Origin of the sequence: Orrella sp. JC864, assembly GCF_037026685.1 — a bacterium.
Taxonomy (GTDB): Bacteria; Pseudomonadota; Gammaproteobacteria; order Burkholderiales; family Burkholderiaceae_B; genus Orrella.
Genome location: NZ_JBANET010000029.1, coordinates 1 through 21682, shown reverse-complemented (window position 1 = coordinate 21682; position 21682 = coordinate 1). Strand labels below are relative to the sequence as shown.

The window sequence follows — 21682 nt, the reverse complement described above, 5'->3', positions numbered from 1 at the left end:
AGCAGGCGTCGCAGGAACTTCAAAACGCGATCCCCAGCGAAAAATGCAGCCGCAAGGAGCGCTCGCGCTGCCCGTAGGCCAGGTCCAGGAACAGCGGGCCGGCCGGCGTGCGCACCCGCGCGCCCACGCCGTAGCCCACCGACATGCGCATCTGGCCGAAGGACTCGGCGGCATCGCCCGCGTCCACGAACACGCCCATGCCGAAGGTGTCGTCGAAATAGTGCATGTATTCGGCGCTGGCCACGGCCAGCGCGTCGGCCCCGACCACCGCGTCCTCGAGCTGGCGGCCGATGCTCAGGTAGCGGTAGCCGCGGACGGTGCGCGCGCCGCCCGTGCGAAAGCCGAAGTCGTCGGGCACCAGGGTATCGGTGGTGGACCACAGCTTGCCCACCTCGCCGCGCACCGTGAAGACGTCGCGCTCGCCCACCGGCCACCATTGCTGGGCGCGCAGCGTGGCGCGCGTGAAGGGCTGCTGCTTGTCCAGCGTCAGGCCCACGCCCCCGCCCACGGCCAGCAGATTGCCTTGGCGCGGGTTGTACTTGTCGTCCACGTCGCGGCGCAGCCATTCGGCCGTGGTGGTCAGCGTGGGCAGGTCGTAGACGTCCCCCCCGTCGATGCGCACCCGGTCATGGGCGGCCAGCACGCCGAAGCGGGTCTCGTACTCGACCCGGCTCTCGCCTGCGCCCAGCCGCAGCCGCGAACGCGTCGCGCCCACGGCAAAGCGCGTCACGTCCAGGCCCTGGATGTCGGAATGCTCGGCCAGCAGGCCGACGCTATCGCGCTCGCCCTTCTCGGTGGGCGGCAGATGGAAATCCAGGTAGGCGCGCTGGCGCTCGCGGTCCACGCCCACGCCGGTTTCCATGGTCACGGGCTGGCCCAGCACCACGTTCTGGCGATAGACGAGCTCCACGCGCGGGCCGACCGAGTCGTCCACGCCCACGCCCACCGACAGGCGCCTGGGCGGGGCCTCGGATACCCGCACGCGCACCGGCAGCGTCACTTCGCGCCGCGCGCTCAGCGGCAAGGGCGGCGTGGCCTGGGAGGCGGCCGAGGCGTCGGTCGTGCCGCCGGTGCGCGCCGGCGCGCTGGGCACCTGGCCGGCATGCGCGGCCGCGCCGGGCGCATCACCGCGGCCATCGGGGTTTTCCTCGCCGGGCGGCCCCTCGCCCAGCACCAGCGAGACGAAGGCGCCGCGGAAAAAAGCGGTGGTTTGCAAGTCCTGCTGCCAGCGCTCCAGGTCCTCGCGCGCGTAGCGCCGTCCCGGGGTGTAGTTGACATAGCGGCGGATCAGCCGCTCGGGCACGCGCTCCAGGCCCTCGGTGGCCAGCTCGCCCAGGTGTACCTGCGGCCCGCTGTCTATCGTGACCTCCAGCGCGACCTTGCCGGTTTCGGCGTCCACCCTGGCGCGCGAGCCGGCGATGCGCGCCAGGTAGAAGTCGCGCTCGCCCACGGCCTCGAGCAGCGAGGACTTGGCCTGGCTCCAGTCTTCGTTGATGAACACCCGGCCGGCCGGCAACTGCCAGTTGCGGCGCAGGGCCTGCACCCGCGCGGCCTGGTCGGACTCGGCGATGCGCCCCTCGAAATGCAGCGCGACGGTATCGACCGTGGCGCGCACGCCGGGCACGATGGCGATGTCCCAGGTCTCGCCCGCCACGTCCTCGCCCACTGTCAGCGTCACCTCGGGCACGAAATAGCCCTGCGTGGCCAGGGCCGAGAGGGTGGCCTCGTGGGCGCGGCGGCGCAGCCGCGCGGCTTCGCCGCCGTCCTGGTCCTCGGCCAGCCGCGCGATGGCGTCCACGGAGGTATTGATTGCCCGCAGCGCGGCCGGCGGCACCCCGCCCGGGTCGATGGTGATTTCAGGACGGTTGGCCTGGGCCGCGCCCGCCGCCGCCCAGCCCAGTACGAGAAAGAGCAGACGGGCCCGCATCCACATCAGCCGCGCTGCACGACGACGGAGGGGAACCTGGCGCTGACGTCGCGCGGCAGCGCCGCCACCTGCGCCGCCAGCCGGCGCGCGATCCGGCGGTAGGCCTGGGCGGCCGCGCCCTGCGGCTCGGCCGCGAAGATCGGCACGCCCGCATCGCTTTGCACACGGATGGACAAGGCCAGCGGCAGGCTGCCCAGCGCCGGCACGCCGAACTGCTCGGCCATGCGCGCGCCGCCGCCCTCGCCGAAGATGTGCTCGACGTGCCCGCACTGCGAGCACTGGTGCATGGCCATGTTTTCGATCACGCCCAGCACCGGCACCTCGACCTTCTGGAACATGCGCAAGCCCTTGCGGGCATCGAGCAGGGCGACGTCCTGCGGCGTGGTGACGATGACCGCGCCGGCCACCGGCACCTTTTGCGCCAGCGTCAGCGCCACATCGCCCGTGCCTGGCGGCATGTCCACGACCAGGTAGTCGAGCTCGTCCCAGTTGGTCTGGCGCAGCAGCTGCTCCAGCGCCTGCGTGACCATGGGACCGCGCCAGATGGCGGGCGAATCGGCGTCGATCAGAAAGCCTATGGAATTGGCCTGCACGCCATGGCCCGACAGCGGCGACATGGTCTTGCCGTCCTGGCTTTCGGGGCGGCCCTGGATGCCCAGCAGGGTCGGGATGCTGGGGCCGTAGATATCGGCATCGAGCACGCCTGTGCGCGCGCCGTCGGCAGCCAGCGCCAGCGCCAGGTTGACCGCGGTGGTACTCTTGCCCACGCCGCCCTTGCCCGAGGCCACGGCGATCACATTGCGCACGTTGGGCAGGGGCTTGAGACCGCGCTGCACCGCGTGCGCATGCACCTTCCAGCGCAGGTCCACCTGCGCGTCGGCCGCGCCCGCGGCCAGCAGGGCCTGGCGCAGGCGCTCGGCCAGCGGGGCCTGGCGCTCGCCCAGCGGATAGCCCAGTTCGAGCGACACCGATACCCGCCCGCCCTCGATGCGCACGTCCTTGTCCTTCAGGGCGGCCTCGGGCACGGCGCCCGTCTCCGCATCGCTTACCTGGCGCAAGGCGCCGCGGATTTGTTCCAGCGTCAAACTCATGTCACTATGTATCCGTCGGGACGGCCCGCAGGCGGGCAGCCCTTGAAAAATCCGGTTCGAGCCTCAAGCATAGCGGATAGGCTGTCCGCCAAGGCCGGATAGGTTGTCCGCCAAGGCCGTTACAAAAGCCTGGCGGGCCGGACAGGGCGCCGCAACGGAACTTTTTCCCCCGCCGGCCGCCTTACCCTGACACGCTCCGCCATATGGGCGGCACGCGGCTCGCCCGCCGGCCCGGCGCCGCGGCGAGCCCCACGAAATCCGGCGCTTGCCGGCGGCCCGGCGTCCCCTGTGGCGCGCACGGCCCGGCAAGCCCCCTCTATGACAAGGCCCAGACCTTCACCATGACCGAATTCCTGACCAAAACGTTCCGTGCCTTCGCCCTGCTCGTGCTGGCGCTGCTGGGCATGGGCATGGCCCTGATCTTCATGTTCTCCACCGCCATCGCCGTGGGCGTGCTCTACCTGGTCGCCCGCCTGCGCGGCCGCCCCTTCGGGGTGCGCGCCTACTGGCAGCAGCGCCAGGCCGCCCGCCCCGGGCCGGCAGGCTTTGGCGCAGCCAGCTTCGGCGCGGCGGGCGCGCGCGGCCACGCCGGCGGCTTCGGGGCGGCCCCCGGGCAGGCCCAGGGCGGCGGCTTTCGCCCGCGCCGCCCGGCCGAGATCACCGACGTCGAATCGCGCGACCTGCCCTGAGCGCGGCGACGGCAAGGCCGGGGCCGCGCCCGGCTAAAATGGCGGATTCGGTCTGATTTCCGGTATCCGCCTTCGCCATGTCCCGCACCCTGTTCGTCACCACCGCCCTTCCCTACGCCAACGGCTCCTTCCACATCGGCCACATCATGGAGTACATCCAGGCCGACATCTGGGTGCGGTCCATGCGCATGGCGGGGCATACGGTGCATTTTGTCGGGGCGGACGATGCGCACGGCGCGCCCATCATGCTGCGCGCCGAAAAAGAAGGCATCACCCCGCGCGAGCTGGTGGCGCGCTACGCAGCCGAGCGCCCGCAGTACCTGGACGGCTTTCACATCCGCTTCGACCACTGGCACTCGACCGATTCGCCCGAGAACGTCGCGCTCTCGCAGGACATCTACCGCGCCCTGAAGGCCGAGGGCCTGATCGAGACGCGTCCCATCGAGCAGTTCTACGATCCGGTCAAGGGCATGTTCCTGGCCGACCGCTACATCAAGGGCGAATGCCCCAAGTGCCACGCCAAGGACCAATACGGCGACTCCTGCGAAGTCTGCGGGGCGGTCTACTCCCCCACCGAGCTGATCAAGCCGTATTCGGCGCTGACCGGCGCCGAACCGGTGCTCAAGACCTCCGAGCACTTCTTCTTCAAGCTTTCGGACCCGCGCTGCGTGGCCTTCCTGCAGGACTGGACCACCGGCGCCAACGCCGCCGGCAACAAGCGCCTGCAGGCCGAGGTCCTGGCCAAGACGCGCGAATGGCTGGGCGCGCAGGACGGCCAGGCCAAGCTGGGCGACTGGGACATCTCGCGCGATGCGCCCTATTTCGGCATCGAGATCCCCGATGCGCCGGGCAAGTACTTCTACGTGTGGCTGGATGCGCCGGTGGGCTACCTGGCCTCGCTCAAGGCCTACTGCCAGAAGGCCGGCCTGGACTTCGACGCCCTGCTCGATCCGGCCGGCCCCACCGAGCAGGTGCACTTCATCGGCAAGGACATCATCTATTTCCACGCCCTGTTCTGGCCGGCCATGCTCAAGTTCGCCGGCCGCAAGACGCCCGACCAGCTCAACGTGCACGGCTTCATCACCGTCAGCGGCGAGAAGATGTCCAAGAGCCGCGGCACCGGCATCTCGCCGCTGCGCTACCTCGAACTGGGCATGAACGCCGAATGGCTGCGCTACTACATCGCCGCCAAGCTCAATGCGCGCGTCGAGGACCTGGACTTCAATCCCGATGACTTCGTCGCGCGCGTGAACAGCGACCTGGTGGGCAAGTACGTGAACATCGCCAGCCGGGCCGCCAACTTCATCGCCCGCCACTTCGAGGGCAAGCTGGCCTACGCGGGCGATGCGGCCGCGCTGGGCCAGGAACTGGCGCAGGCGGCCGAGGCGATGCGCCGCGACCTGCAAGCGCGCGAGTACGGCCGCGCCATCCGCGAGGCCATGGGCCTGGCCGACCGCGTCAACCAGGCCTTCGACGCGGCGCAGCCCTGGGTGCTGGCCAAGGGCATCGCCAACGCCGGCCAGGCGCAGAAGGACCAGCTGCAGGATATCTGCTCGCGCGCGCTGGCCGGCTTCAAGGCGCTGTCGGTAATGCTCGCGCCCGTGCTGCCGCAGCTGGCCGAGCGCGTGGCGCGCGAGCTGTTCGGCATGGACCGCGGTTTCGTGTGGCGCGACGCCGGCGAGCTGCCCACGCAGGTCGCGCCCTTCAAGCACCTGATGCAACGGGTCGAGCCGGCCATGCTCGATGCCTTGTTCGAGCCGCCGGCCCAGGAACAGGCCAGCGCGCCCGCCCCGGGCGGCGAGCCCATCGCCCCGGTCATCGGCATCGACGACTTCGCGCGCGTGGACCTGCGCATCGCGCGCATCGTCGACTGCCAGCACGTCGAAGGCTCCACCAAGCTGCTGCGCCTGACCCTGGACGTGGGCGAAGGCCGCCACCGCAACGTGTTCTCGGGCATCAAGTCGGCCTACCAGCCGCAGGACCTGGTGGGCAAGCTGACCGTCATGGTCGCCAACCTGGCGCCGCGCAAGATGAAGTTCGGCGTCTCCGAAGGCATGGTGCTGGCCGCCAGCCACGCCGACGAAAAAACCGACGCGGGCATCTACGTGCTCGAACCCTTCCCCGGCGCGCAGCCGGGCATGCGGGTGCGCTAAAGCGGGCGGGGCGCCAGCGACGGATCCAGCGTCTGGCGCTCGTCGAACACGAAGCAGCCGCCGCGATAGCCGGGACCGCCGGTTTCCTCGAAATACTTCAGGATGCCGCCCTCGAGCTGGTAGACCTGTTCGAGCCCGGCCGCCCGCATGTACAGGGCGGCTTTTTCGCAGCGGATGCCGCCGGTGCAAAAGCTCACCACCGTCTTGCCCTCCAGCTGGGCGCGATGCGCCTCGAAGGCCGCCGGAAATTGCGTGAAGCGCTCCAGGCGCCAGTCGATGGCGCCCTCGAAGGTGCCGGCATCCACTTCGAAGCCGTTGCGCGTATCGAGCAGGGCCAGCGGCCGGCCCGCGTCGTCCGAGCCCTGCGCCAGCCAGCGCGCCAGCGTTTGCGCCGGCACCGAGGGCGCGCGCCCGGCCTGCGGGCGGATGGCCGGACGGTCCATGCGGATGATCTCTCGCTTGAGCTTGACCCGCAGGCGCTTGAAGGGCGCCTCGTCAGAAAGGCTGTACTTGGCCTGCAGGTCGGCCAGCCGCGGATCCTGCCGCAGGTACGCCAGATAGGCGTCGATCTGCGCGCGCGCGCCGGCCAGGAACAGATTGATCCCCTCCGGAGCCAGCAGCACGGTGCCCTTGAGCGCCAGCGCCTGGGCCCGTTCGAGCAGGGGCGCACGCAGCTCGGCGGCGTCCTGCAGGGTGACGAACTTGTAGGCGGCGATGTTGACGACGGCGGACACGGCGAAGGGCAAGGGTTGCGGCGGGACCAAAGGGCCGCCAGTTTACCGCTGCCGGCCCGCCGCGCGCCGCGCCGGCCGGCTCAACGCTCGAAACGCAAGGTATCGCCGCCGGTGGTGGTCACGGTCAGGTACCGCTGTCCGGACTGGGCGTCGAGCGTGGACGAGGCGATGCGCGTGAGCGCCTGCAGGTAATCGCCTTCCAGGCGCGAGAGCTCGGGTGAGAGGCAGGCCATGCGGGTGCTGACAGGCGCCTGCACGATCAGCAGGCCATGCGCGTACACATAGCCGGCCGTGTAGCGGTTGCAGCCGGCAAAGCCGCTGGCGCGCGGCTCGCCGCCCTCGCGCGAGAAAGCCAGCGTCAGGGGCCGGGCCTGCGGGCCGCGCGGCAACAGGCGGGCCGCCCCGCCGGGCAGGGTCCATTGGGTCAGCCGCCATTCGGTCTGCACCAGCGGATCCTCCTGGCTGGCCGCCGGGGCGCCGGCGCGAGGCTGCGCCGCGCAGCCGGCCAGCGCCAGGACGGCAAGGGACAAGGTGGCCGAGCCGGCCAGCGAACGCCAGGACGAACGATGCATGATGAGGATCCGGGGGTTGCGATGCGGCCATCGTAGAAGAAAAGCCCGGCCCGCGGGGCGGCGGCGCCCGCAGGCCGCTGTTACAGCACGTTGCGCGCGGTACGCCGGCGGGTCAGCTTCCACACGTGGGCGGGCGGCACGTTGAGCATGACGGTCTGGCGCTTGGTGGCGCGCAGGCCCAGTCTGTCGAGCACGCGCCGCGGCACCGGGCAGCGCGGCCCATAGGTGAAAAGATAGAACGCGCCGCCGGCGCGCAGTTGCGAGAACGCCCCGCGCAGGATGCCTACCTGCTGGCGCAGCGGCATGTTCAGCAGCGGCAGGCCACACACCACGGCGCCCGCACCGCGGCCATAGAACAAGGGATCGCCCGCCAGCCGCGCGGCGTCCAGGCAGCACACCTGGGCATGGGGAAAGTCGCGCCGCAGGCGCTGGGCGAAGCCGGCATCCATTTCGACCAGGGCCAGGGTTTCCTCCGGCACGCCCCGCGCCCGCAGCGCGCGCGTGAACACGCCGGTGCCGCTGCCCAGTTCGATCACCGGCCCGGTGGCCGCGCCGATGTCGCGCGTGATGGCCGCCGCCAGCGCGGGGCTGGAGGGCAGCACCGCCCCGATGCCCTTGGGATCGGCGCGCCAGGCCTGGTAAAAGCGCCAGTATTCGCCTATCCAGCCTTGGCCGGCCAGGCGCCGCGCCAGCGGATCCACGAGACGGGCTCGCCACCGCTGCAAGCGCAGGCCGATGGGAGTGGCTAGGCAGGCTTCGGCCATGTCGGGCCAGGTTTTCAGGGGCATGTGGATGAGGCTTCCTGCAAAAGGACCGGCATGGCGCCCGACGGCTGGCCAACGGGCGGCAATGCGCCAGGGGAACGCTGCCGCCCGGCAGGGCGGCAGGTGGCTATTTTGAAGCCACAGCCGGGGGGAAGTTCAAGCCTGCGCGGGCAGCCGAATCCTTTTGTTTCCAACGGATGCTTCGGGTCACACATGACGGTTTGTTAACATGCCGGTTGCCGCGGCCCTGCGCCGCACCGATGCCGGAACCCAGGCCCAACGCAGGCCAGTCCTTCCGCCAGGCCCTCTTACCCCGGGCCCCAGGCTATGCCCCGACCCGTCCCACCCGACGCAGGTCCGTCGCGCATCGGCTCTTTCGCTTTGCCTGCCCGCCTGCGGGCCCAACGGAGACACAATCCATGCAGTCCATCCTCGCCAAGGCCGCCAGCGCCCTGGCCGCGCTCGTCGTGGCAGCCGGCGCCGCGCACGCCGCCGGCTATCCCAGCAAACCCATCCGCCTGGTGGTGCCCTTCCCGCCAGGCCAAGCCACCGACCTGATCGGGCGGGCCTACGCCGAGCAGCTGAGCAAGCGCCTGGGCCAGCCCGTGGTGGTCGAGAACAAGGCCGGCGCCGGCGGCAACATCGGCTCGGATTTCGTGGTGCGCTCGGCGCCCGACGGCTACACCATCCTGGTGGCCGGCAGCGCCATCGCCGTGAACCAGACCCTGTACCCCAACGTCAGCTTCGACGTCAGCGAAGACCTGGTCGGCATCTCGCCCATCGCCAAGGTGCCGCTGGTGTTCCTGGCCAACGCCGCCACCGGCATCGCCTCGCTGCAGGACGTGGCCGAACGCGCCCGCGCCGAACCCGGCAAGCTGAACTACGCCAGCGCCGGCATCGGCGGCACCCAGCACCTGGCCGCCGAGATGTTCAAGAAGCAGACCGGCGCGGACATCACCCATATCCCCTACAAGGGCAGCGGCCCGGCGCAGGCCGATTTCCTGGGCAACCAGGTGCCGCTGATGGTCGATTCGGTCACCGCCGCGCTGGGCAACATCCAGAGCGGCCGCGCCGTGCCGCTGGCCGTGACCTCGGCCCAGCGCTCGCCGCTGATGCCGCAGGTGCCGACGGTGCGCGAGACCGGCATCCCCGGCGTGGAGCAATTCGAGGCGGTAGGCTGGCTGGGCCTGATGGCGCCCAAGGGCACGCCCGGGGAGATCATCGAGCAGCTCAGCCAGGCCACGCAAGAGATCATGAACAGCGCGCCCATGACCACCTTCGTAACCGAACGCGGCTCGGTGCCCTTTACCTCCAGCGGCCCCGAGTTCGACGCCTTCGTGGCCGACGAAGTGCGCAAGTGGGGCGAGATCGTCAAGAGCTCGGGCGCCACGGTGCAGTAGCGGGCTTTGGCCGGCAGCGGGCCGCCCGCCGCGGCGGGCCGGCCGGCTGCCCGTCACGCGCAGGCGGCCACGCCGGGCCGCAGGATGTCGGCCAGGAACCTGCGCGCGCGCGGGTGCTCCGGCTGGCTGAAAAACTGGCCGGGCGTGGACTGCTCGACGATGCGGCCCTCGTCCATGAACCAGATCCGGTCGGCCACCTCGCGCGCGAAACCCATTTCGTGCGTGACCACCATCATGGTCATGCCGTCCTGCGCCAGCTGCTTCATCACGGCCAGCACCTCTCCCACCATCTCGGGATCGAGCGCGCTGGTCGGCTCGTCGAACAGGATCACCGGCGGGCGCTGGGCCAGCGCCCGGGCGATGGCCACGCGCTGCTGCTGCCCGCCTGACAGGTTGGCCGGCATGGCGTCTATCTTGTGGGCCAGGCCCACCTTGGCCAGCAGCCCCTGGGCCATGTCGCTGGCCTGTGCCCGCGACATGCCGGCGACCTTCATGGGCGAGAGCATGATGTTCTCGCGCACGGAAAGGTGCGGGAACAGGTTGAATTGCTGGAAGACGAAACCTATGCCCGCCCGCAAGGCGTTGACGTCCTCGCATTGGGCGTAGATGTCCTTGCCGCCGATCCGGATCGTCCCGCCCTGGATGGGTTCGAGCCGGTTGATGGTCCGTATCATGGTCGACTTGCCCGAACCCGAAGGCCCGCACACCACCACCACCTCGCCGTTGGCGACCCTGCCGCTCACGCAGTCCAGCGCGTGATATTGGCCATACCACTTCTGCACCTTGTCCAGTTCTATCATTTTTTTCCCTCTTGCATTGTCCTGTCGCGCCGCCTCGCGGGCCGGCGCGCTTATGCCAGCCCCAGGCGCTTTTTCCCCAGGCGGACCTCCAGCCGCTGGGCCAGCAGCGAAATGAAATAGCAGCCGCCGAAATAGAAGCAGGCCAGCACCAGGAAGGTCTGCAAGGCCTTGTCCATTTCGATGCTGTTGACCTGCTGGGCTGCGAAAGTGACTTCCTGCACGCCGATGACATAGACGATCGATGTGGCCTTGATGGTCGAGACGAACTGGTTGACCAGCGAGGGCAGCATGTTGGCCAAGGCTTGCGGCAGGATGACGTGGCGCATGGCCTGCGCATAGCTCAGGCCGGCCGACCGGGCGGCCTCGGTCTGCCCGCGCGGCAAGCCCTGCAGCCCGGCCCGCACGATCTCGGCCAGGAAGGCCGATTCGTAGACCACGATGGCGCATAACGCCGTCACGAAGGCCGGCACGACCAAGCCGGTCATGCGGGGCAGCACGAAATAGGCCCAGAAGATGATCATCACCAGCGGGATGCCGCGAAAGGCGTAGACCCAGGCGGTGGCCAGGTAGCGCGGCAGGCGCCATGCCCCGACCCGCGCCAGGCCGATGAGCAGGGCCAGCGGAAAGGACAGGAAAATGCCCAGCGCGGCCAGCACCAGCGTGGCGGCGAAACCGCCCAGCGGTCCGTTGGGCCAGGAGCCGACCACGAACATCGCGCCGTACTGCTGAATGATCTCAAGCATGGCTCACCCCTTGAAAGCCGGCGGGAAACGCCTGCCGAACCAGGCCCCCAGGCCCATGATCGTCAGGGACAGCAGCAGGTACGTCATGGTGGCGATGGCGAACACTTCGAAGGAGCGGAAGGTAAGGTTCTCGATCGCCTTGACCTGGTAGGTCAGTTCCGCCACGCCGATCACCATCGCCAGGCTGGTGTCCTTGAACAGGATCAACGAACGATTCAGCAAGGGCGGCACGCCGATGCGCAAGGCCTGCGGCAGCGTCACGTAGCGCATGGCCGAGAACGCGGACAGCCCGATGGAGCGGGCCGCCTCGACCTGCGTGACGGGAATGGCCCGCAGGCCCGAACGGATGTCTTCGGAAAAGTAGGCGCTGACATTCAAGGAAAGCGCCACCGCGGCGAAGAAGAACTCCGACTGGCCCTGGTTGATCCAGGCGCGCCAGGCATCGGGCAGCAGCTGCGGCATGCCGAAGTACCACACCATGATCTGCACCACCGTGGGCACGTTGCGATGGTATTCAACGAACACCCGCATGAACGCGCCCAGCGGAGCGAATGGAATCGCCCGCAACCCGACGATCACCAGCGCTGCCAGGAAGCCGCCCAGCCAGGCGGCGCCGAACAGCCGCAAGGTGGTGAGCAGGCCAGAAACCAGCTTCCCGGCGGTATCGCCGCTGGCCAGGAAAGACCAATCGAATTCCATCGCTCCCCCTGCCCGCTACTGGCCCGTGGTCACCGGCTCGACCTTGAAGGTGCGCGTGAGCTGGTAGACCGAATCCTTGCCGACCCAGCGATCGAAAATGGCGTCTAGCTCGCCGCTGGCATCCATCCGCTGCAGCACCCCGTCAAGCGCGGCCAGCAATTCGGGGTTGCCCTTGTCCACGACCAGGCCGATCCGTTCGACAAAAGTCGCCTCGTCCAGCAAGCGGTAAGGCTCCGCGGTTTTCCTGGAGTCGTTCTCGAACCGCTTGAGGATCAGCTCGCCGGCCGTAAAGCCCTCGACCTTGCCGCTTTGCAGCGCCAGGTTGCAAGCGGCCACGTCCTGGAACGTCATCACGCGGCTTTCCTTCAGGACGCGCTCGGCGATGGCGGCCGAACTGGAGCCCTTGGAGGCGCACACGCGCTTGCCCGCCAGGCCGGCCAGGTCGGCGATACCCGAGTTTTCCTTGACCAGGACCTTGATATTGCCCTGCAGGTACTGCAGGCTGAAATCCACTTGCTGGGCCCGCTCTGGCAGATAGGCCATGGAGCCGGCCACCACGTCCACCCGCCCCATCTTCAGCTCGGGAATGCGGGCCTCGGTCGAAAGCGGCCGATGCTCCAGCTCCACGCCCAGCCCCTTGGCCAGCGCCTTGCACATATCCACGTCGTAGCCCACGAAGGTGCGCGTGGAGGCATCCTGGTAAGCGTAAGGCACGCTCGTGCTCTGCGTGCCGCAAACCAGCTTGCCGCGCGACTTTACCTCGGCCAGGCGGTCCGCCTGCGCCATGCCGGGCAGGCCCGCCAGGCAGGCCGCCGCTGCCAACACCGAAGAGATCCATGCTTTCTTTTGCATTTCCATGCCTCGCTGATCAATGGTTGGAGATAAGACGAAAGTCGAAACGGGCGCGCTCTTGCGGATCGATCTGGTGGACCAGATTCGTTTCCCAGGCCAGATACTGGCGCGCGGCCTGCTTGTTGCCATCGTGCCGGTCGTGCACGAAGAAAAGAAAATCGATGCATTGCTCATCGGCAGGCTCCTGCGGGGTGCAGACCACGGGCAGCCCGGCCTGGCGCCATTGCTCGGGGGTGCCGGCATGCCAGCGCAACGCGCCGATCCCCAGTTCGCGCAGCGTGCGGGCCGCCAGGGCCGCGACGCCGGCATCCGGTGCGATGAGCACCACCGGGTCTTGCGGAGCCAAGGCAAGCGCGGCCAGCCGCGGACGGATGGACCAGCGCGCGCCCTCGATATGGCCGGCCCGGAACTGCATGCTGGGCCGCAGGTCGATCAGCCTGGCGCCTTGCGCCAAGGCATCGCCCAGCTCCGCCAATGCCACCGCGGGCGGCGCATCGGCCAGCGCCTGCGCGGGCGGGCGGGGCGCCGCCGCCAGATCGGCCTGGACGCCGCCTTCGAGCACGACGGCTTCCCACCCCATCTGCACCAGCCAGCTGGCCACCACGGGAGCCCGCACGCCCTCGCCATCGACCAGGACCAACCGGGCGCCCTGCACGGCCACGTACTGGTCGGTTGCCTGGATCAACTGCCCGCCGGGCGTGTGCTGGGCGCCGGCCAGCGTACCCTGCGCGTATTCCTCGGGCGTTCGCACGTCGCACAGCATCGTGGTGCGCGAGGGATCGGCCAGCCACTGCCGCACGGTGGCGGCGTCGGCGCGCGCGACGCCGGCGCGCCGGGCAAGCGCATCGGCGCGGGCCTGCAGGGTGTTCAGCGCGGCCCTGTCGATTCCCTGGCCATGACGCCGGGCAGCGCCATGCTCGAGCGCAAGGTCCTCCAGGTACCAGCCTTGGGTGCCGTTCTCCAGCGCCATCACCGGATTGGGCAAGCCCAGGTTGATCAAGGTCTGCGCGCCGATGATGCTGCGCGTGCGCCCGGCGCAATTGACCACGATGGTGGTCCGGTCGCTGGGCACAAGTTCGTGCACCCGCAGGGCCAGTTCGCCATTGGGGCAGCACGTCGCGCCCGGAATGCTCATCTTGGCGAACTCCGTGAACGGCCGGCCGTCCAGGACCACGAGATCGTCCTTGCGAGCCAGCCGCTCGGCCAGCTCGCGCGCGCCGATGCGCGGCGTCTCGAAGGCATGCTCGGCCAGTTCGCCAAAGGTCTTGCTGGGCACATTCACCCCGGCAAACAGGCTATAGCCCGCCTGCTTCCAAGCCGGCGCCCCGCCCTGCAGGCAATGCACGTCGCCATAGCCCTCGCGCGCCAGCGCCGCCGCGGCCTGCTCGGCCACGCCGTCGCCATCGTCGTACACGACCACGCGCACGCTCTTGCGCGGGACCAGCCGGCCGATTTCACACTCCAGGCGGCTATAGGGCACGTTGACGCCGAAAAACAGGTGCGCCTCGCCATACTGGCCATGTTCGCGCACGTCCAGCAAGGCGATCTCGCCTGCCTCGTCCAGCCAGGACTTCAGGGTTCGGGCCGTCACGAAGGAAAACGGGATATTGCGATTGGGATTCATCATCGGGAAAGGTGGAAAAGGAAGGAAACACCGCAGCGATCCGTGTCCGGCGCGCGCCGGCCCCACGCCGGCACGGTGCGCGCGGCATGCCATGAAGCAGGCCGCGGCGGCCTGCCCGGATTCGATCAAGGCGTATCAGCGCGCCAGCGTGTCCAAGGCCTGCGACAAGTCGGCGATCAGGTCTTCGGGATCTTCCAGGCCTATATGCAAGCGCACCACGGCGCCGCGTCCGGACCAGTCGGCCACGGTGCGCGCAGCGAGCATGTTGGCTGGCACGACCAGGCTTTCGTATCCGCCCCAGGAAGCCCCCACGCCGAACAGCCGCAAGCGGTCGATGGCGGCCTCGATATCGGCCTGCGCCACGCCTGCCTTGAACTCCACCGACAGCAGGCCGTTGGTGCCCCGGCAGTCCCGTTTCCACAGGACATGGCCGGGATCCCCGGGCAAGGCCGGGCACAGCACCCGCTCGATCTCCGGACGGGTCTGCAGCCAGGCCGCGACCGCCAGCGCGTGGCGCCCGTGCATGGCCAACCTGGGCGCCAGCGAGCGCATGCCGCGCAGCACCAGATAGGCATCGTCGGCGCCCACCGTCTGGCCCAGGTCGATGGACACGCGCTGGACCGCCGGCCAGGCCCTTGCGGTGCACACCACGGCGCCCATCATGACGTCGGCGTGCCCGCCGAGATACTTGGTCGCGGCCAGCACGGAAATGTCGGCGCCCAGGGCCAGCGGCTGGTAGAGCAGGCCCGAGCCCCAGGTGTTGTCCACCGCAAGCAGGCAATCGTGCTTGCGCGCCAGGGCGGCCACGGCGGGCAGGTCCATCATTTCGTAGGCCAGCGAGCCGGGGCACTCCGCGTAGATCAGCCGCGTCTGCGGCCGGATGCGCGCCGCCAGGTCGCTGCCGTCGGGCAGGTAGTACTCGTATCGGATGCCCAGCCGCCCCAGGTGCTCGGCGCACAGCCGCCTGACGGGTTCGTAGACGGCGTCAGTGATGAGCACATGGTCTCCCGGCCCGAGCAGGCCCAGCATGACGGCCGCAATGGCTGCCTGCCCGGTGGGATAAAGTTGCGCCCGATGACCGCCTTCCAACTCGACCAGGGCATCTTCCAGGGCGTGCGTGCTGTCGGTGCCGCGCGCGCCGTACGAAGCCATGCGCTGCGATTCGCGCTGCGAACGGGTCTGGCGCCAATGCTCGACGCTTTCGAAGACGTAGGTGCTGGCGCGCGTGACGGGCGTGTTTACCCAGCCGCGATGGGGCCGCCCGGCCCGCAGCAGGCGGGTCGACGATTTCAGCTCGCTCATGGCAACGCTCACCGGCGGGTCTGCACGCCGATCGGCATGATCGAGCAGGTGCCTTTTTCCAGGTCGAAGCCCAGGCGCCGATCCAGCGTCTCCAAGGCCCGGCCGTACATGTGCAGATGCCGGATCACGCTTTCCCCGCGGATCTGCACCGCGTGGATATCGTCGGGCATGAGCGCGATGCCCGTGCCCGGCTCGACCACCACGACGCCGGTCTGCTTCAGCCGTCCCACGCCAGGCTCGCTGCCATCGTCCAGGCGCTCGTAGACATAGTTGTGCTCGACGCCCTCGACCGCGGCGATGCACGCCCAGGTCGTATGGTTGTGCGGCACGATCTTCTTGCCGGGCCGCATCACGTTAAGGTAAAGCGCGTAGCTTTTGTCCTCGTCCTCGGTGATCAGGTAGCGCGCCTGGCGCTCCTGGCCCTCGGGCGCCGCGTAGCGGTCGGCGCTCCACCAGTCCTTGTTCGCCGCCAGGCCCAACAGCGCATGCAGCACGCCGTCCAGCTTCTGGCGGGTAAGCGGCTCTGTCCCTACAATATTCTTTATGTTTTCCACCGCTGCGCGAATGGCTGCACCGTGCGGATGAGCGATCGACATCTCGTTTTCCCTATGTTCTGTGGTCATTGTCGAGATGCACTGTACGCTGCCAGCTACGGCATGACAATTTAAAGTGTCACATATACATATTAGAATCACTTATGATTAATCTGGACCTGGACTTGCTGCGCACGCTGGTGGCGATCGAACAGCACGGCACCTTCGCGCGGGCCGCCGAGGTGCTGCATCGCACGCAATCGGCAGTCACCCAGCAGATGCAGCGCCTGGAGCATTTGATGGGCCTGCCCCTGTTCGAGAAACGCGGACGCGGCAAGGTGCTCTCGCGCCACGGCGAGATGCTGGTGCGTTATGCCCGGCAGATGCTGGTGCTGAACGACGAGGCCGTGCGGACCATGACCGGCAAGGAGCTCGAAGGCATCGTGCGCATCGGCTCGCCGCACGACGTGGCCGACTCCATCCTGCCCACCGTCCTGACGCACGTTGCCCGCTCCTTGCCGCGCATCAAGCTCGAGATCCGGGTGGACCGCAGCCCTTTCCTCATGGACGCCATGCACGCCGGGGAAATCGATCTGACCGTCTCCAGCCGCTACGACCAGACCCTGGAAGGCATGGTGATCCGCCGCTCCCCCACCGTCTGGCTATGCGCAGCCGATTACGTGCACATCCCCAACGAGCCGGTGCCGCTGGTATTGGCCGACGAACCGAGCATCTTCCGGCGCATCGCCCTGGCAACCCTGGAGCAATACCGGGTGCCCTGGCAAACCAACTATGTGGCGCCCAACCTGGTGGGTATCAAGGCAGCCCTGCGCGCGGGGCTGGGCGTGACCGCGCGCAGCGTGGAACTGCTCAGCCCGGAGTTCCGCGTGCTGGGCGAGAAGGATCGCCTTCCGCCGCTGCCGGACGTCACCTACTTCCTGTGGATGCGGCGCGACGTGATGGACCCGCTGACGCGCCACGTCTACGAACTGCTCAAACGCAACATGGGGCTGACCGAGCCTGGCAGCGCGTAAAGCCCGATGCGGCAGGGCGGGCGCGGCGGCCCGCGCGGCGCACGCCGCCCCGCTCAGGGCGCGCCGCCGCTGGCCTTGGCCACATAGGCCGACAGCAGCGCGATTTCCTCCTCGGACAAAGAGGAATAGGCCGGCATCTGGCCGATGCCGTTGCGCAAGGCCTGTGCGACGCGCGGCGCATCGGGCTTGATCTCGTCCAGCACCGGGCCGATGGCGCCGCCGGCTTGCGCATCGGCCAGCGTATGGCAGATGGCGCAAGCGGGCGTGACGTTCAGGAACAAGGCACGCCCTGCCTCCATGTCCACTTCGCCCGCCGCGGCCGGCGCGGCGGCCGCGCCAAGCAGCAGGGCCGCCGCCAGCAGGGCGGCGCCGCCTTGCGGGCGTGCGCGCCGTCTCTGGCACCGCCTCATGCGTGCACCTGCACGGTCACGGCATGGTCGCGCCAGCTGTTGTTGATGTAGCCGCCGGCGTTCTGCGGCCGTTCCTCGTCCTGCACCGCGCCTTCGGTATCGGTGGCGCGGCTGGCCAGCACGTGTTCGCCGGCCGGCAGCTCCACCGCCAGGGCAAACTGGCGCCAGGCATAGCGGCCCAGATCCGGGCCCACCAGTTCAGCCCGGCGCCAGTGCTTGCCGCCGTCGATGGAAACCTCGACCTGCCCGATCCCGTGCAGGCCGCCGAAAGCCACGCCCTGCACCACGACGGGCCCGGCCTTCAGGGGCGAGGCCAGCGGCGCATTGATCCAGGACTTCACGCCCATGGCCCAGACCGAAGGCTGATCCGGCGAGCCCTTCTGGCCTGGCGGCGCCAGGCGGTAGCCGGTCTGCTGGATGGCTGCCGCGCTTTGCTTTTGCGTGAAGGCCAGGCGCTTGATGTACTTGATGCTGTTCACGCCCGTGTACCCCGGCACGATCAGCCGCAGCGGCCCGCCGTGCGCCAGGGGGATGGGCTCGCCGTTCAGCTCCCAGGCCAGCAGGGCGTCCTGCATGGCTTCCTTGGGAACCGAACGCTCGACCATGACGGTGTTCGGGTCCAGGCCTTCGGGCAGCTTCTCGCCACCGGTGCCGGTCATGAAAACGGCCTGCGCGTCCAGGCCGCCGCAATGCTCGACCAGCTGGCGCACCGGCAGGCCGCTCCATACCACGCAGCCGGCTGCCCCCACCTGCCACGGCGTGCCGCTGGGCTTCTCGGGAAAGAAGCCGCGGCCGTTGCCCGAGCATTGCAGCACCATGGCCAGCGTCTGCAGGCCCATGGTCTTGAGCTGGCCCACCGAGAAGGTGGCCGGCCGCTGCACGCCCGCCACCTCGACGATCCACGCGTCCGGGTCCTGGACGATGGACTCGTCGGGCGCAGGCAAGTTGTTGCGCACATAGAGTTGCCGCACCGGCGTCACCACCCCGCTGCCGAACGCCTCGCGCCGCGTCTCGATGGTGTTCGCGCTGTGCACGATCATGGCCTCGGGCCGCTTCCAGGCGGCATAGGGCGGCAAGGGCTTGGCGCCGGAAGGCGTGCCGACGGCGGCGGGCTGGGCCGCCAAGGCCCGATGGGCCAGGCCGGCCGCGGCCAGCGCACCGGCGCTGCCTGCAAGCAAGCGCCTGCGTCCCGCATTGGCGGGGAAGTCGGTCTTCATTGCTGTCTCCTCGTTGGTGGGCATGCGGCAACCCTTGCCGGCCTGCCAGGCTTTGTCGGCCGGCAGCATGGGCAAGCGCCGCCGGCCGTTTATGGCAGCCATGTTGGACGTGCGGACGGCTTATGTCAATTGGCTATTAAATTCGATAGCATCATTATTGTTTGCATATAACTGTCCGCCCTCACCCGCTATTGCACCTTCCCGATGCGCCGCACCGCCTGGGCCAGCGACGCGGAATCCTTCTTCCAATAGGCGTCGAACTCGGGGGCGTCCAGGTACATCACGGGGCTGCCGCTGGCGGCGATCAGGCCGCGCACCTTCTCGTCCTGCGCCACGGCGCGCATCGCTTGGCGCAGGCGTTCGATCACCGGCGCGGGCGTGCCCGCCAGGGCGAAGACGCCGGACCATTGCACGAAGCGCGCGTCCAGGCCCTGCGAGGCCAGGCTGGGCACCTCGGGCAGGGCCTGCAGCGCTTGCTCGCCCCAGTGCGCCAGCGCCCGGAGCCGCCCGGCCTGGATCAGCTGCAGCACGCTGGCCGGGCCGGTGGCCAGCGCCTGCACCTGGCCGCCCAGCAACGCCTGCACCGCGGGACCGGCGCCGGTGAACGGCACGTGCGTCATGCGGATGTCCGCCGCATTCTCGAGCATGGCCATGGGCACGTGCATGGTGCCGTAGATGCCCGAGCTGCCGTAGTCGAGCTTGCCAGGCTGGCGGCGCGCCGCCTGCACGAAGTCCTGCAAGGAATGCCAGGGCGCATCGGCCCGCACCACCAGCACCGTGGGGTCCGCCGTCACGCGGGCGATGGGCACGAACTGCTCCAGGCCGTAGGCGGGCTTGCGCTCGAGCAAGCGGTCGGCCTCGGGCAGGATGGAGATCGAGGAAAGGCTCATCAGCAGCGTATTGCCGTCGGGCTTGGCGCGCGCGGCCTGGCCGATGCCGACCGCGCCGCCGGCGCCGGCCTTGTTTTCGATGACCACGGGCTGGCCCAGCTCGCGGCCCAGCGCCTCGGCCACCGGCCGCGCCACCGTGTCGGCCACCCCGCCCGGCGGAAACGGCACCACCAGCGTAATGGGCCGCTCGGGGTATGCGGCTGCGCAAGCTGCGGCGGCGGCGATCCAGGCGGCCAGCGCCAGCGCCGCCTTGCTCCAGGCAAGTTTTCGCATGTCTGTCTCCATGAGCGGGCCGGCCGCCGTGCGTGGCGGCGCGCCTGGCCCGGACTTCAAACGAAGCGGTTCTCGATGCTGCCCAGGCCGTCGATTTCTATGCGGACCACGTCGCCGGGCTTGAGGTAGACCGGGGGATCCAGGCCCATGCCCACGCCGGCCGGCGTACCGGTGGCGATCACATCGCCCGGATACAGGGTGATGCCGCGCGAGCAGGTCTCGATCAGCGTGGGGATGTCGAAGATCAGGTCGCCAGTGCGGCCATCCTGGCGCAGCTCGCCGTTGACCCAGCAGCGTACGCGCGTGCGCGTGGCGTCCAGCTCGTCGGCCGTGGCCAGCCACGGGCCCATGGGACAGAAGGTATCGAAGGACTTGCCCAGGTCCCATTGCTGGTGGCGCATCTGCACGTCGCGGGCCGTCACGTCGTTGACGATGGTGTAGCCGAACACGTGGTCCATCGCCTGGGCCTTGGCGATGTTGCGGCCCTGCCGGCCGATGACCACGGCCAGCTCGGCCTCGTAGTCGATCTTCTCGCTGATGTCCAGGGGCAGGAGTACGTCGTCGTAGGGGCCGACGACGGTCTGCGGCACCTTGGTAAAGACGATCGGCCAGGCGTCGGCCTGCTTGCCGCTGTCCTTGAATACCGAGGCCGACAGCTCCTGGGCATGCGCGTGATAGTTGCGGCCGACGCAGAACAGGTTGCGGCGCGGCGCCGGCAGCGGCGCCTCGGCATCGATTTCGCCCCAGGCCAGCGGCCTGCCCGCCACGGCAGGCAGGGCGGCGCCTCGCGCCAGGGCGTCGATCACGGCCAGCGCCCCGCCGGCGGCCGCGGCAGGCGGGAAATCCAGCGTGGATACCTGCCGGCCGTCCTCGGACACCATGCCGACCTTGCGCTGCCCGTCCATCCGAAACACTGCGATCTTCATCGAAGGCTCCCCGGCCGTGGCGGCCCTTGCGTTCATGCCCGCCGCAGGTGGCGCGCGCGTGATGCCAAAAACTACCAAGCAAGCCCATCCTAGGACCAATAGAAACCACCGTCAATACAAAACATACCCTGCCCCACATGGAATGAGCTCTCCCCTTCCTAGGCCAACCCGGCCCCGGGTACACCGCCCTTCGTTAACGGACACTGCGGCAGGCGCCGCCGCTTTTCCCAAATTGGCATTTATTGGTATCATTCCAGCTTCGATGCAAGAGGCGAAGATGGACAAAGCCGCAGCGATGCGAGAAGCCATACTGGAGAACCTGCGTTCGGGCCGCTGGCCGGCCGGCCACCGCCTGCCTACCGAAAGAACCCTGGGCGAGCAGTTCGGCATCAGCCGCTCGACGGTGCGGCGCGCCCTGGCGCAGCTCAAGTCGCGCGGCCTGATCGTGCAGACCGTGGGCAGCGGCACCTACGTCAACGATCCGGCCGCCGCGCATCCGGCCGCGGCGCCCGCGCACGCGGCGGCGCCGGCCAGCCCGGCCGAACTCATGGCCGCCCGCCTGGCGCTGGAGCCGGCCATCGCCGCCATGGTGGCGCAACATGCCACCCAGGCCGATTTCGACCGGATGGAGCACTGCTGCGAGCAGGCCGAGAACGCCGGCAGCTTCGAGGCCTTCGAGCACTGGGATACACAGCTGCACGAGACCATCGCGCAAGCCACCCACAATACCTTCGTGGCGCAGGTCTTCGCCTTGATGAGCGCGGCCCGCGCCAGCGCCAGCTGGGGCGCGCTCAAGCGCAAGAGCCTGACGCCCGCGCGCCGCCAGGCCTACCAGCGCGAACACCGCGAACTGGTCGAGGCGCTCAAGGACCGCGATGCGGCCCGCGCCGCCCATGCCGCGCGCAGGCATCTGGCCCACGTGCGCGAAAGCGTGCTGGGGGATTGAGCATGGGCGCCAGCACGGCGCACCCGGCCGATCATTGTGGTCAGCCTGGCAGCGATTGGGAAATACGTGTTGGACCTATCCGCTATAGCGTGGGTAGATAGCG

At 69.2% G+C, this 21682-nt stretch carries 20 protein-coding genes and 1 pseudogene; 5 read left to right on the top strand and 16 right to left on the bottom strand.

The annotated features are described in order from the left end of the window. Positions 1 to 19: 19 nt before the first annotated feature. Both V8Z80_RS19390 and apbC read right to left on the bottom strand, forming a co-directional pair. Positions 20 to 1933, bottom strand: coding sequence for an autotransporter assembly complex protein TamA (locus V8Z80_RS19390; RefSeq protein WP_442952004.1), 1914 nt, complete (start codon positions 1931 to 1933; stop codon positions 20 to 22). After that, positions 1933 to 3018: an iron-sulfur cluster carrier protein ApbC gene (apbC, locus tag V8Z80_RS19385; RefSeq protein ID WP_155193804.1), complete on the bottom strand. Its 1086-nt coding sequence runs from the start codon at positions 3016 to 3018 to the stop codon at positions 1933 to 1935. The genes V8Z80_RS19390 and apbC overlap by 1 nt, the downstream gene beginning before the upstream one ends. 341 nt (positions 3019 to 3359) lie before the next feature. Between apbC and V8Z80_RS20910 the strand changes: the two are divergent. Both V8Z80_RS20910 and metG read left to right on the top strand, forming a co-directional pair. Beyond that, positions 3360 to 3584, top strand: a pseudogene (locus V8Z80_RS20910) (hypothetical protein); the annotation flags it as partial. A gap of 200 nt (positions 3585 to 3784) precedes the next feature. Continuing rightward, on the top strand, positions 3785 to 5860 hold the full coding sequence (metG, locus tag V8Z80_RS19375; protein ID WP_336063157.1) for a methionine--tRNA ligase: 2076 nt from the start codon (positions 3785 to 3787) through the stop codon (positions 5858 to 5860). Here metG and V8Z80_RS19370 read toward each other — a convergent pair. The 3 genes from V8Z80_RS19370 to V8Z80_RS19360 form a co-directional block, all read right to left on the bottom strand. Then, complete coding sequence (locus V8Z80_RS19370; protein ID WP_336063156.1) at positions 5857 to 6594, bottom strand: sulfurtransferase; 738 nt, start codon at positions 6592 to 6594, stop codon at positions 5857 to 5859. The two genes, metG and V8Z80_RS19370, sit on opposite strands and share 4 nt — an antisense overlap. Positions 6595 to 6674: 80 nt before the next feature. After that, on the bottom strand, positions 6675 to 7166 hold the full coding sequence (locus V8Z80_RS19365; RefSeq protein WP_336063155.1) for an META domain-containing protein: 492 nt from the start codon (positions 7164 to 7166) through the stop codon (positions 6675 to 6677). A gap of 80 nt (positions 7167 to 7246) precedes the next feature. Continuing rightward, entirely contained in the window at positions 7247 to 7954 is a 708-nt protein-coding gene (locus tag V8Z80_RS19360) for a class I SAM-dependent methyltransferase (RefSeq protein ID WP_336063154.1), read from the bottom strand. Positions 7955 to 8349: 395 nt separating this feature from the next. On the opposite strand from V8Z80_RS19360, the gene V8Z80_RS19355 reads away from it, so the two are divergent. Further along, positions 8350 to 9330, top strand: coding sequence for a tripartite tricarboxylate transporter substrate binding protein (locus V8Z80_RS19355; RefSeq protein WP_155193812.1), 981 nt, complete (start codon positions 8350 to 8352; stop codon positions 9328 to 9330). A gap of 53 nt (positions 9331 to 9383) precedes the next feature. Here V8Z80_RS19355 and V8Z80_RS19350 read toward each other — a convergent pair whose 3' ends face one another. The 7 genes from V8Z80_RS19350 to V8Z80_RS19320 form a co-directional block, all read right to left on the bottom strand. Next, complete coding sequence (locus V8Z80_RS19350; protein ID WP_336063153.1) at positions 9384 to 10130, bottom strand: amino acid ABC transporter ATP-binding protein; 747 nt, start codon at positions 10128 to 10130, stop codon at positions 9384 to 9386. A 50-nt stretch (positions 10131 to 10180) separates the two neighbouring features. After that, positions 10181 to 10873, bottom strand: a complete 693-nt coding sequence (locus tag V8Z80_RS19345) for an amino acid ABC transporter permease (protein WP_155193816.1) — start codon at positions 10871 to 10873, stop codon at positions 10181 to 10183. A gap of 3 nt (positions 10874 to 10876) precedes the next feature. After that, positions 10877 to 11572, bottom strand: a complete 696-nt coding sequence (locus tag V8Z80_RS19340) for an amino acid ABC transporter permease (RefSeq protein ID WP_336063152.1) — start codon at positions 11570 to 11572, stop codon at positions 10877 to 10879. A 15-nt stretch (positions 11573 to 11587) separates the two neighbouring features. Next, complete coding sequence (locus V8Z80_RS19335; protein ID WP_336063151.1) at positions 11588 to 12424, bottom strand: ABC transporter substrate-binding protein; 837 nt, start codon at positions 12422 to 12424, stop codon at positions 11588 to 11590. A gap of 16 nt (positions 12425 to 12440) precedes the next feature. Continuing rightward, positions 12441 to 14048, bottom strand: a complete 1608-nt coding sequence (locus V8Z80_RS19330; RefSeq protein ID WP_155193950.1) for a rhodanese-like domain-containing protein — start codon at positions 14046 to 14048, stop codon at positions 12441 to 12443. Positions 14049 to 14183: 135 nt separating this feature from the next. Beyond that, complete coding sequence (gene metC, locus V8Z80_RS19325) at positions 14184 to 15350, bottom strand: cystathionine beta-lyase (protein ID WP_155193822.1); 1167 nt, start codon at positions 15348 to 15350, stop codon at positions 14184 to 14186. A gap of 8 nt (positions 15351 to 15358) precedes the next feature. Then, on the bottom strand, positions 15359 to 15946 hold the full coding sequence (locus tag V8Z80_RS19320) for a hypothetical protein (RefSeq protein WP_155193823.1): 588 nt from the start codon (positions 15944 to 15946) through the stop codon (positions 15359 to 15361). A gap of 101 nt (positions 15947 to 16047) precedes the next feature. Between V8Z80_RS19320 and V8Z80_RS19315 the strand changes: the two genes are divergently transcribed. Continuing rightward, a complete protein-coding gene (locus V8Z80_RS19315; RefSeq protein ID WP_155193826.1) occupies positions 16048 to 16917 on the top strand; it encodes a LysR substrate-binding domain-containing protein in 870 nt (289 codons plus the stop codon). A 53-nt stretch (positions 16918 to 16970) separates the two neighbouring features. Here V8Z80_RS19315 and sorU read toward each other — a convergent pair whose 3' ends face one another. The 4 genes from sorU to V8Z80_RS19295 form a co-directional block, all read right to left on the bottom strand. Next, positions 16971 to 17327, bottom strand: a complete 357-nt coding sequence (gene sorU / locus V8Z80_RS19310) for a SorU family sulfite dehydrogenase c-type cytochrome subunit (RefSeq protein ID WP_336063150.1) — start codon at positions 17325 to 17327, stop codon at positions 16971 to 16973. Then, on the bottom strand, positions 17324 to 18544 hold the full coding sequence (gene sorT / locus V8Z80_RS19305) for a SorT family sulfite dehydrogenase catalytic subunit (protein WP_336063149.1): 1221 nt from the start codon (positions 18542 to 18544) through the stop codon (positions 17324 to 17326). The genes sorU and sorT overlap by 4 nt, the downstream gene beginning before the upstream one ends. Before the next feature lie 188 nt (positions 18545 to 18732). Further along, the gene (locus V8Z80_RS19300; protein ID WP_336063148.1) at positions 18733 to 19707 is read right to left on the bottom strand and encodes a tripartite tricarboxylate transporter substrate binding protein; all 975 of its coding nucleotides are present in this window, start codon (positions 19705 to 19707) and stop codon (positions 18733 to 18735) included. Between the two features lie 56 nt (positions 19708 to 19763). Continuing rightward, positions 19764 to 20633 (bottom strand): fumarylacetoacetate hydrolase family protein, encoded by an 870-nt coding sequence (locus V8Z80_RS19295; RefSeq protein ID WP_336063147.1) that lies wholly within the window; start codon positions 20631 to 20633, stop codon positions 19764 to 19766. 277 nt (positions 20634 to 20910) lie between these two features. On the opposite strand from V8Z80_RS19295, the gene V8Z80_RS19290 reads away from it, so the two are divergent. Next, the gene (locus tag V8Z80_RS19290) at positions 20911 to 21579 is read left to right on the top strand and encodes a FadR/GntR family transcriptional regulator (RefSeq protein ID WP_155193830.1); all 669 of its coding nucleotides are present in this window, start codon (positions 20911 to 20913) and stop codon (positions 21577 to 21579) included. Positions 21580 to 21682 lie beyond the last annotated feature (103 nt).

Bases quoted from the DNA above. Each gene is read 5' to 3' on its own strand.
- V8Z80_RS19365 (WP_336063155.1), bottom strand. From the start codon at position 7,166: ATGCATCGTTCGTCCTGGCGTTCGCTGGCCGGCTCGGCCACCTTGTCC.
- V8Z80_RS19340 (WP_336063152.1), bottom strand. From the start codon at position 11,572: ATGGAATTCGATTGGTCTTTCCTGGCCAGCGGCGATACCGCCGGGAAG.
- V8Z80_RS19295 (WP_336063147.1), bottom strand. From the start codon at position 20,633: ATGAAGATCGCAGTGTTTCGGATGGACGGGCAGCGCAAGGTCGGCATG.
- V8Z80_RS19335 (WP_336063151.1), bottom strand. From the start codon at position 12,424: ATGCAAAAGAAAGCATGGATCTCTTCGGTGTTGGCAGCGGCGGCCTGC.
- V8Z80_RS19345 (WP_155193816.1), bottom strand. From the start codon at position 10,873: ATGCTTGAGATCATTCAGCAGTACGGCGCGATGTTCGTGGTCGGCTCC.
- V8Z80_RS19360 (WP_336063154.1), bottom strand. From the start codon at position 7,954: ATGCCCCTGAAAACCTGGCCCGACATGGCCGAAGCCTGCCTAGCCACT.
- metG (WP_336063157.1), top strand. From the start codon at position 3,785: ATGTCCCGCACCCTGTTCGTCACCACCGCCCTTCCCTACGCCAACGGC.
- V8Z80_RS19315 (WP_155193826.1), top strand. From the start codon at position 16,048: ATGATTAATCTGGACCTGGACTTGCTGCGCACGCTGGTGGCGATCGAA.
- V8Z80_RS19390 (WP_442952004.1), bottom strand. From the start codon at position 1,933: ATGTGGATGCGGGCCCGTCTGCTCTTTCTCGTACTGGGCTGGGCGGCG.
- V8Z80_RS19290 (WP_155193830.1), top strand. From the start codon at position 20,911: ATGGACAAAGCCGCAGCGATGCGAGAAGCCATACTGGAGAACCTGCGT.
- V8Z80_RS19330 (WP_155193950.1), bottom strand. From the start codon at position 14,048: ATGAATCCCAATCGCAATATCCCGTTTTCCTTCGTGACGGCCCGAACC.
- sorT (WP_336063149.1), bottom strand. From the start codon at position 18,544: ATGAAGACCGACTTCCCCGCCAATGCGGGACGCAGGCGCTTGCTTGCA.
- V8Z80_RS19320 (WP_155193823.1), bottom strand. From the start codon at position 15,946: ATGTCGATCGCTCATCCGCACGGTGCAGCCATTCGCGCAGCGGTGGAA.
- sorU (WP_336063150.1), bottom strand. From the start codon at position 17,327: ATGAGGCGGTGCCAGAGACGGCGCGCACGCCCGCAAGGCGGCGCCGCC.
- apbC (WP_155193804.1), bottom strand. From the start codon at position 3,018: ATGAGTTTGACGCTGGAACAAATCCGCGGCGCCTTGCGCCAGGTAAGC.
- V8Z80_RS19350 (WP_336063153.1), bottom strand. From the start codon at position 10,130: ATGATAGAACTGGACAAGGTGCAGAAGTGGTATGGCCAATATCACGCG.
- metC (WP_155193822.1), bottom strand. From the start codon at position 15,350: ATGAGCGAGCTGAAATCGTCGACCCGCCTGCTGCGGGCCGGGCGGCCC.
- V8Z80_RS19355 (WP_155193812.1), top strand. From the start codon at position 8,350: ATGCAGTCCATCCTCGCCAAGGCCGCCAGCGCCCTGGCCGCGCTCGTC.
- V8Z80_RS19300 (WP_336063148.1), bottom strand. From the start codon at position 19,707: ATGCGAAAACTTGCCTGGAGCAAGGCGGCGCTGGCGCTGGCCGCCTGG.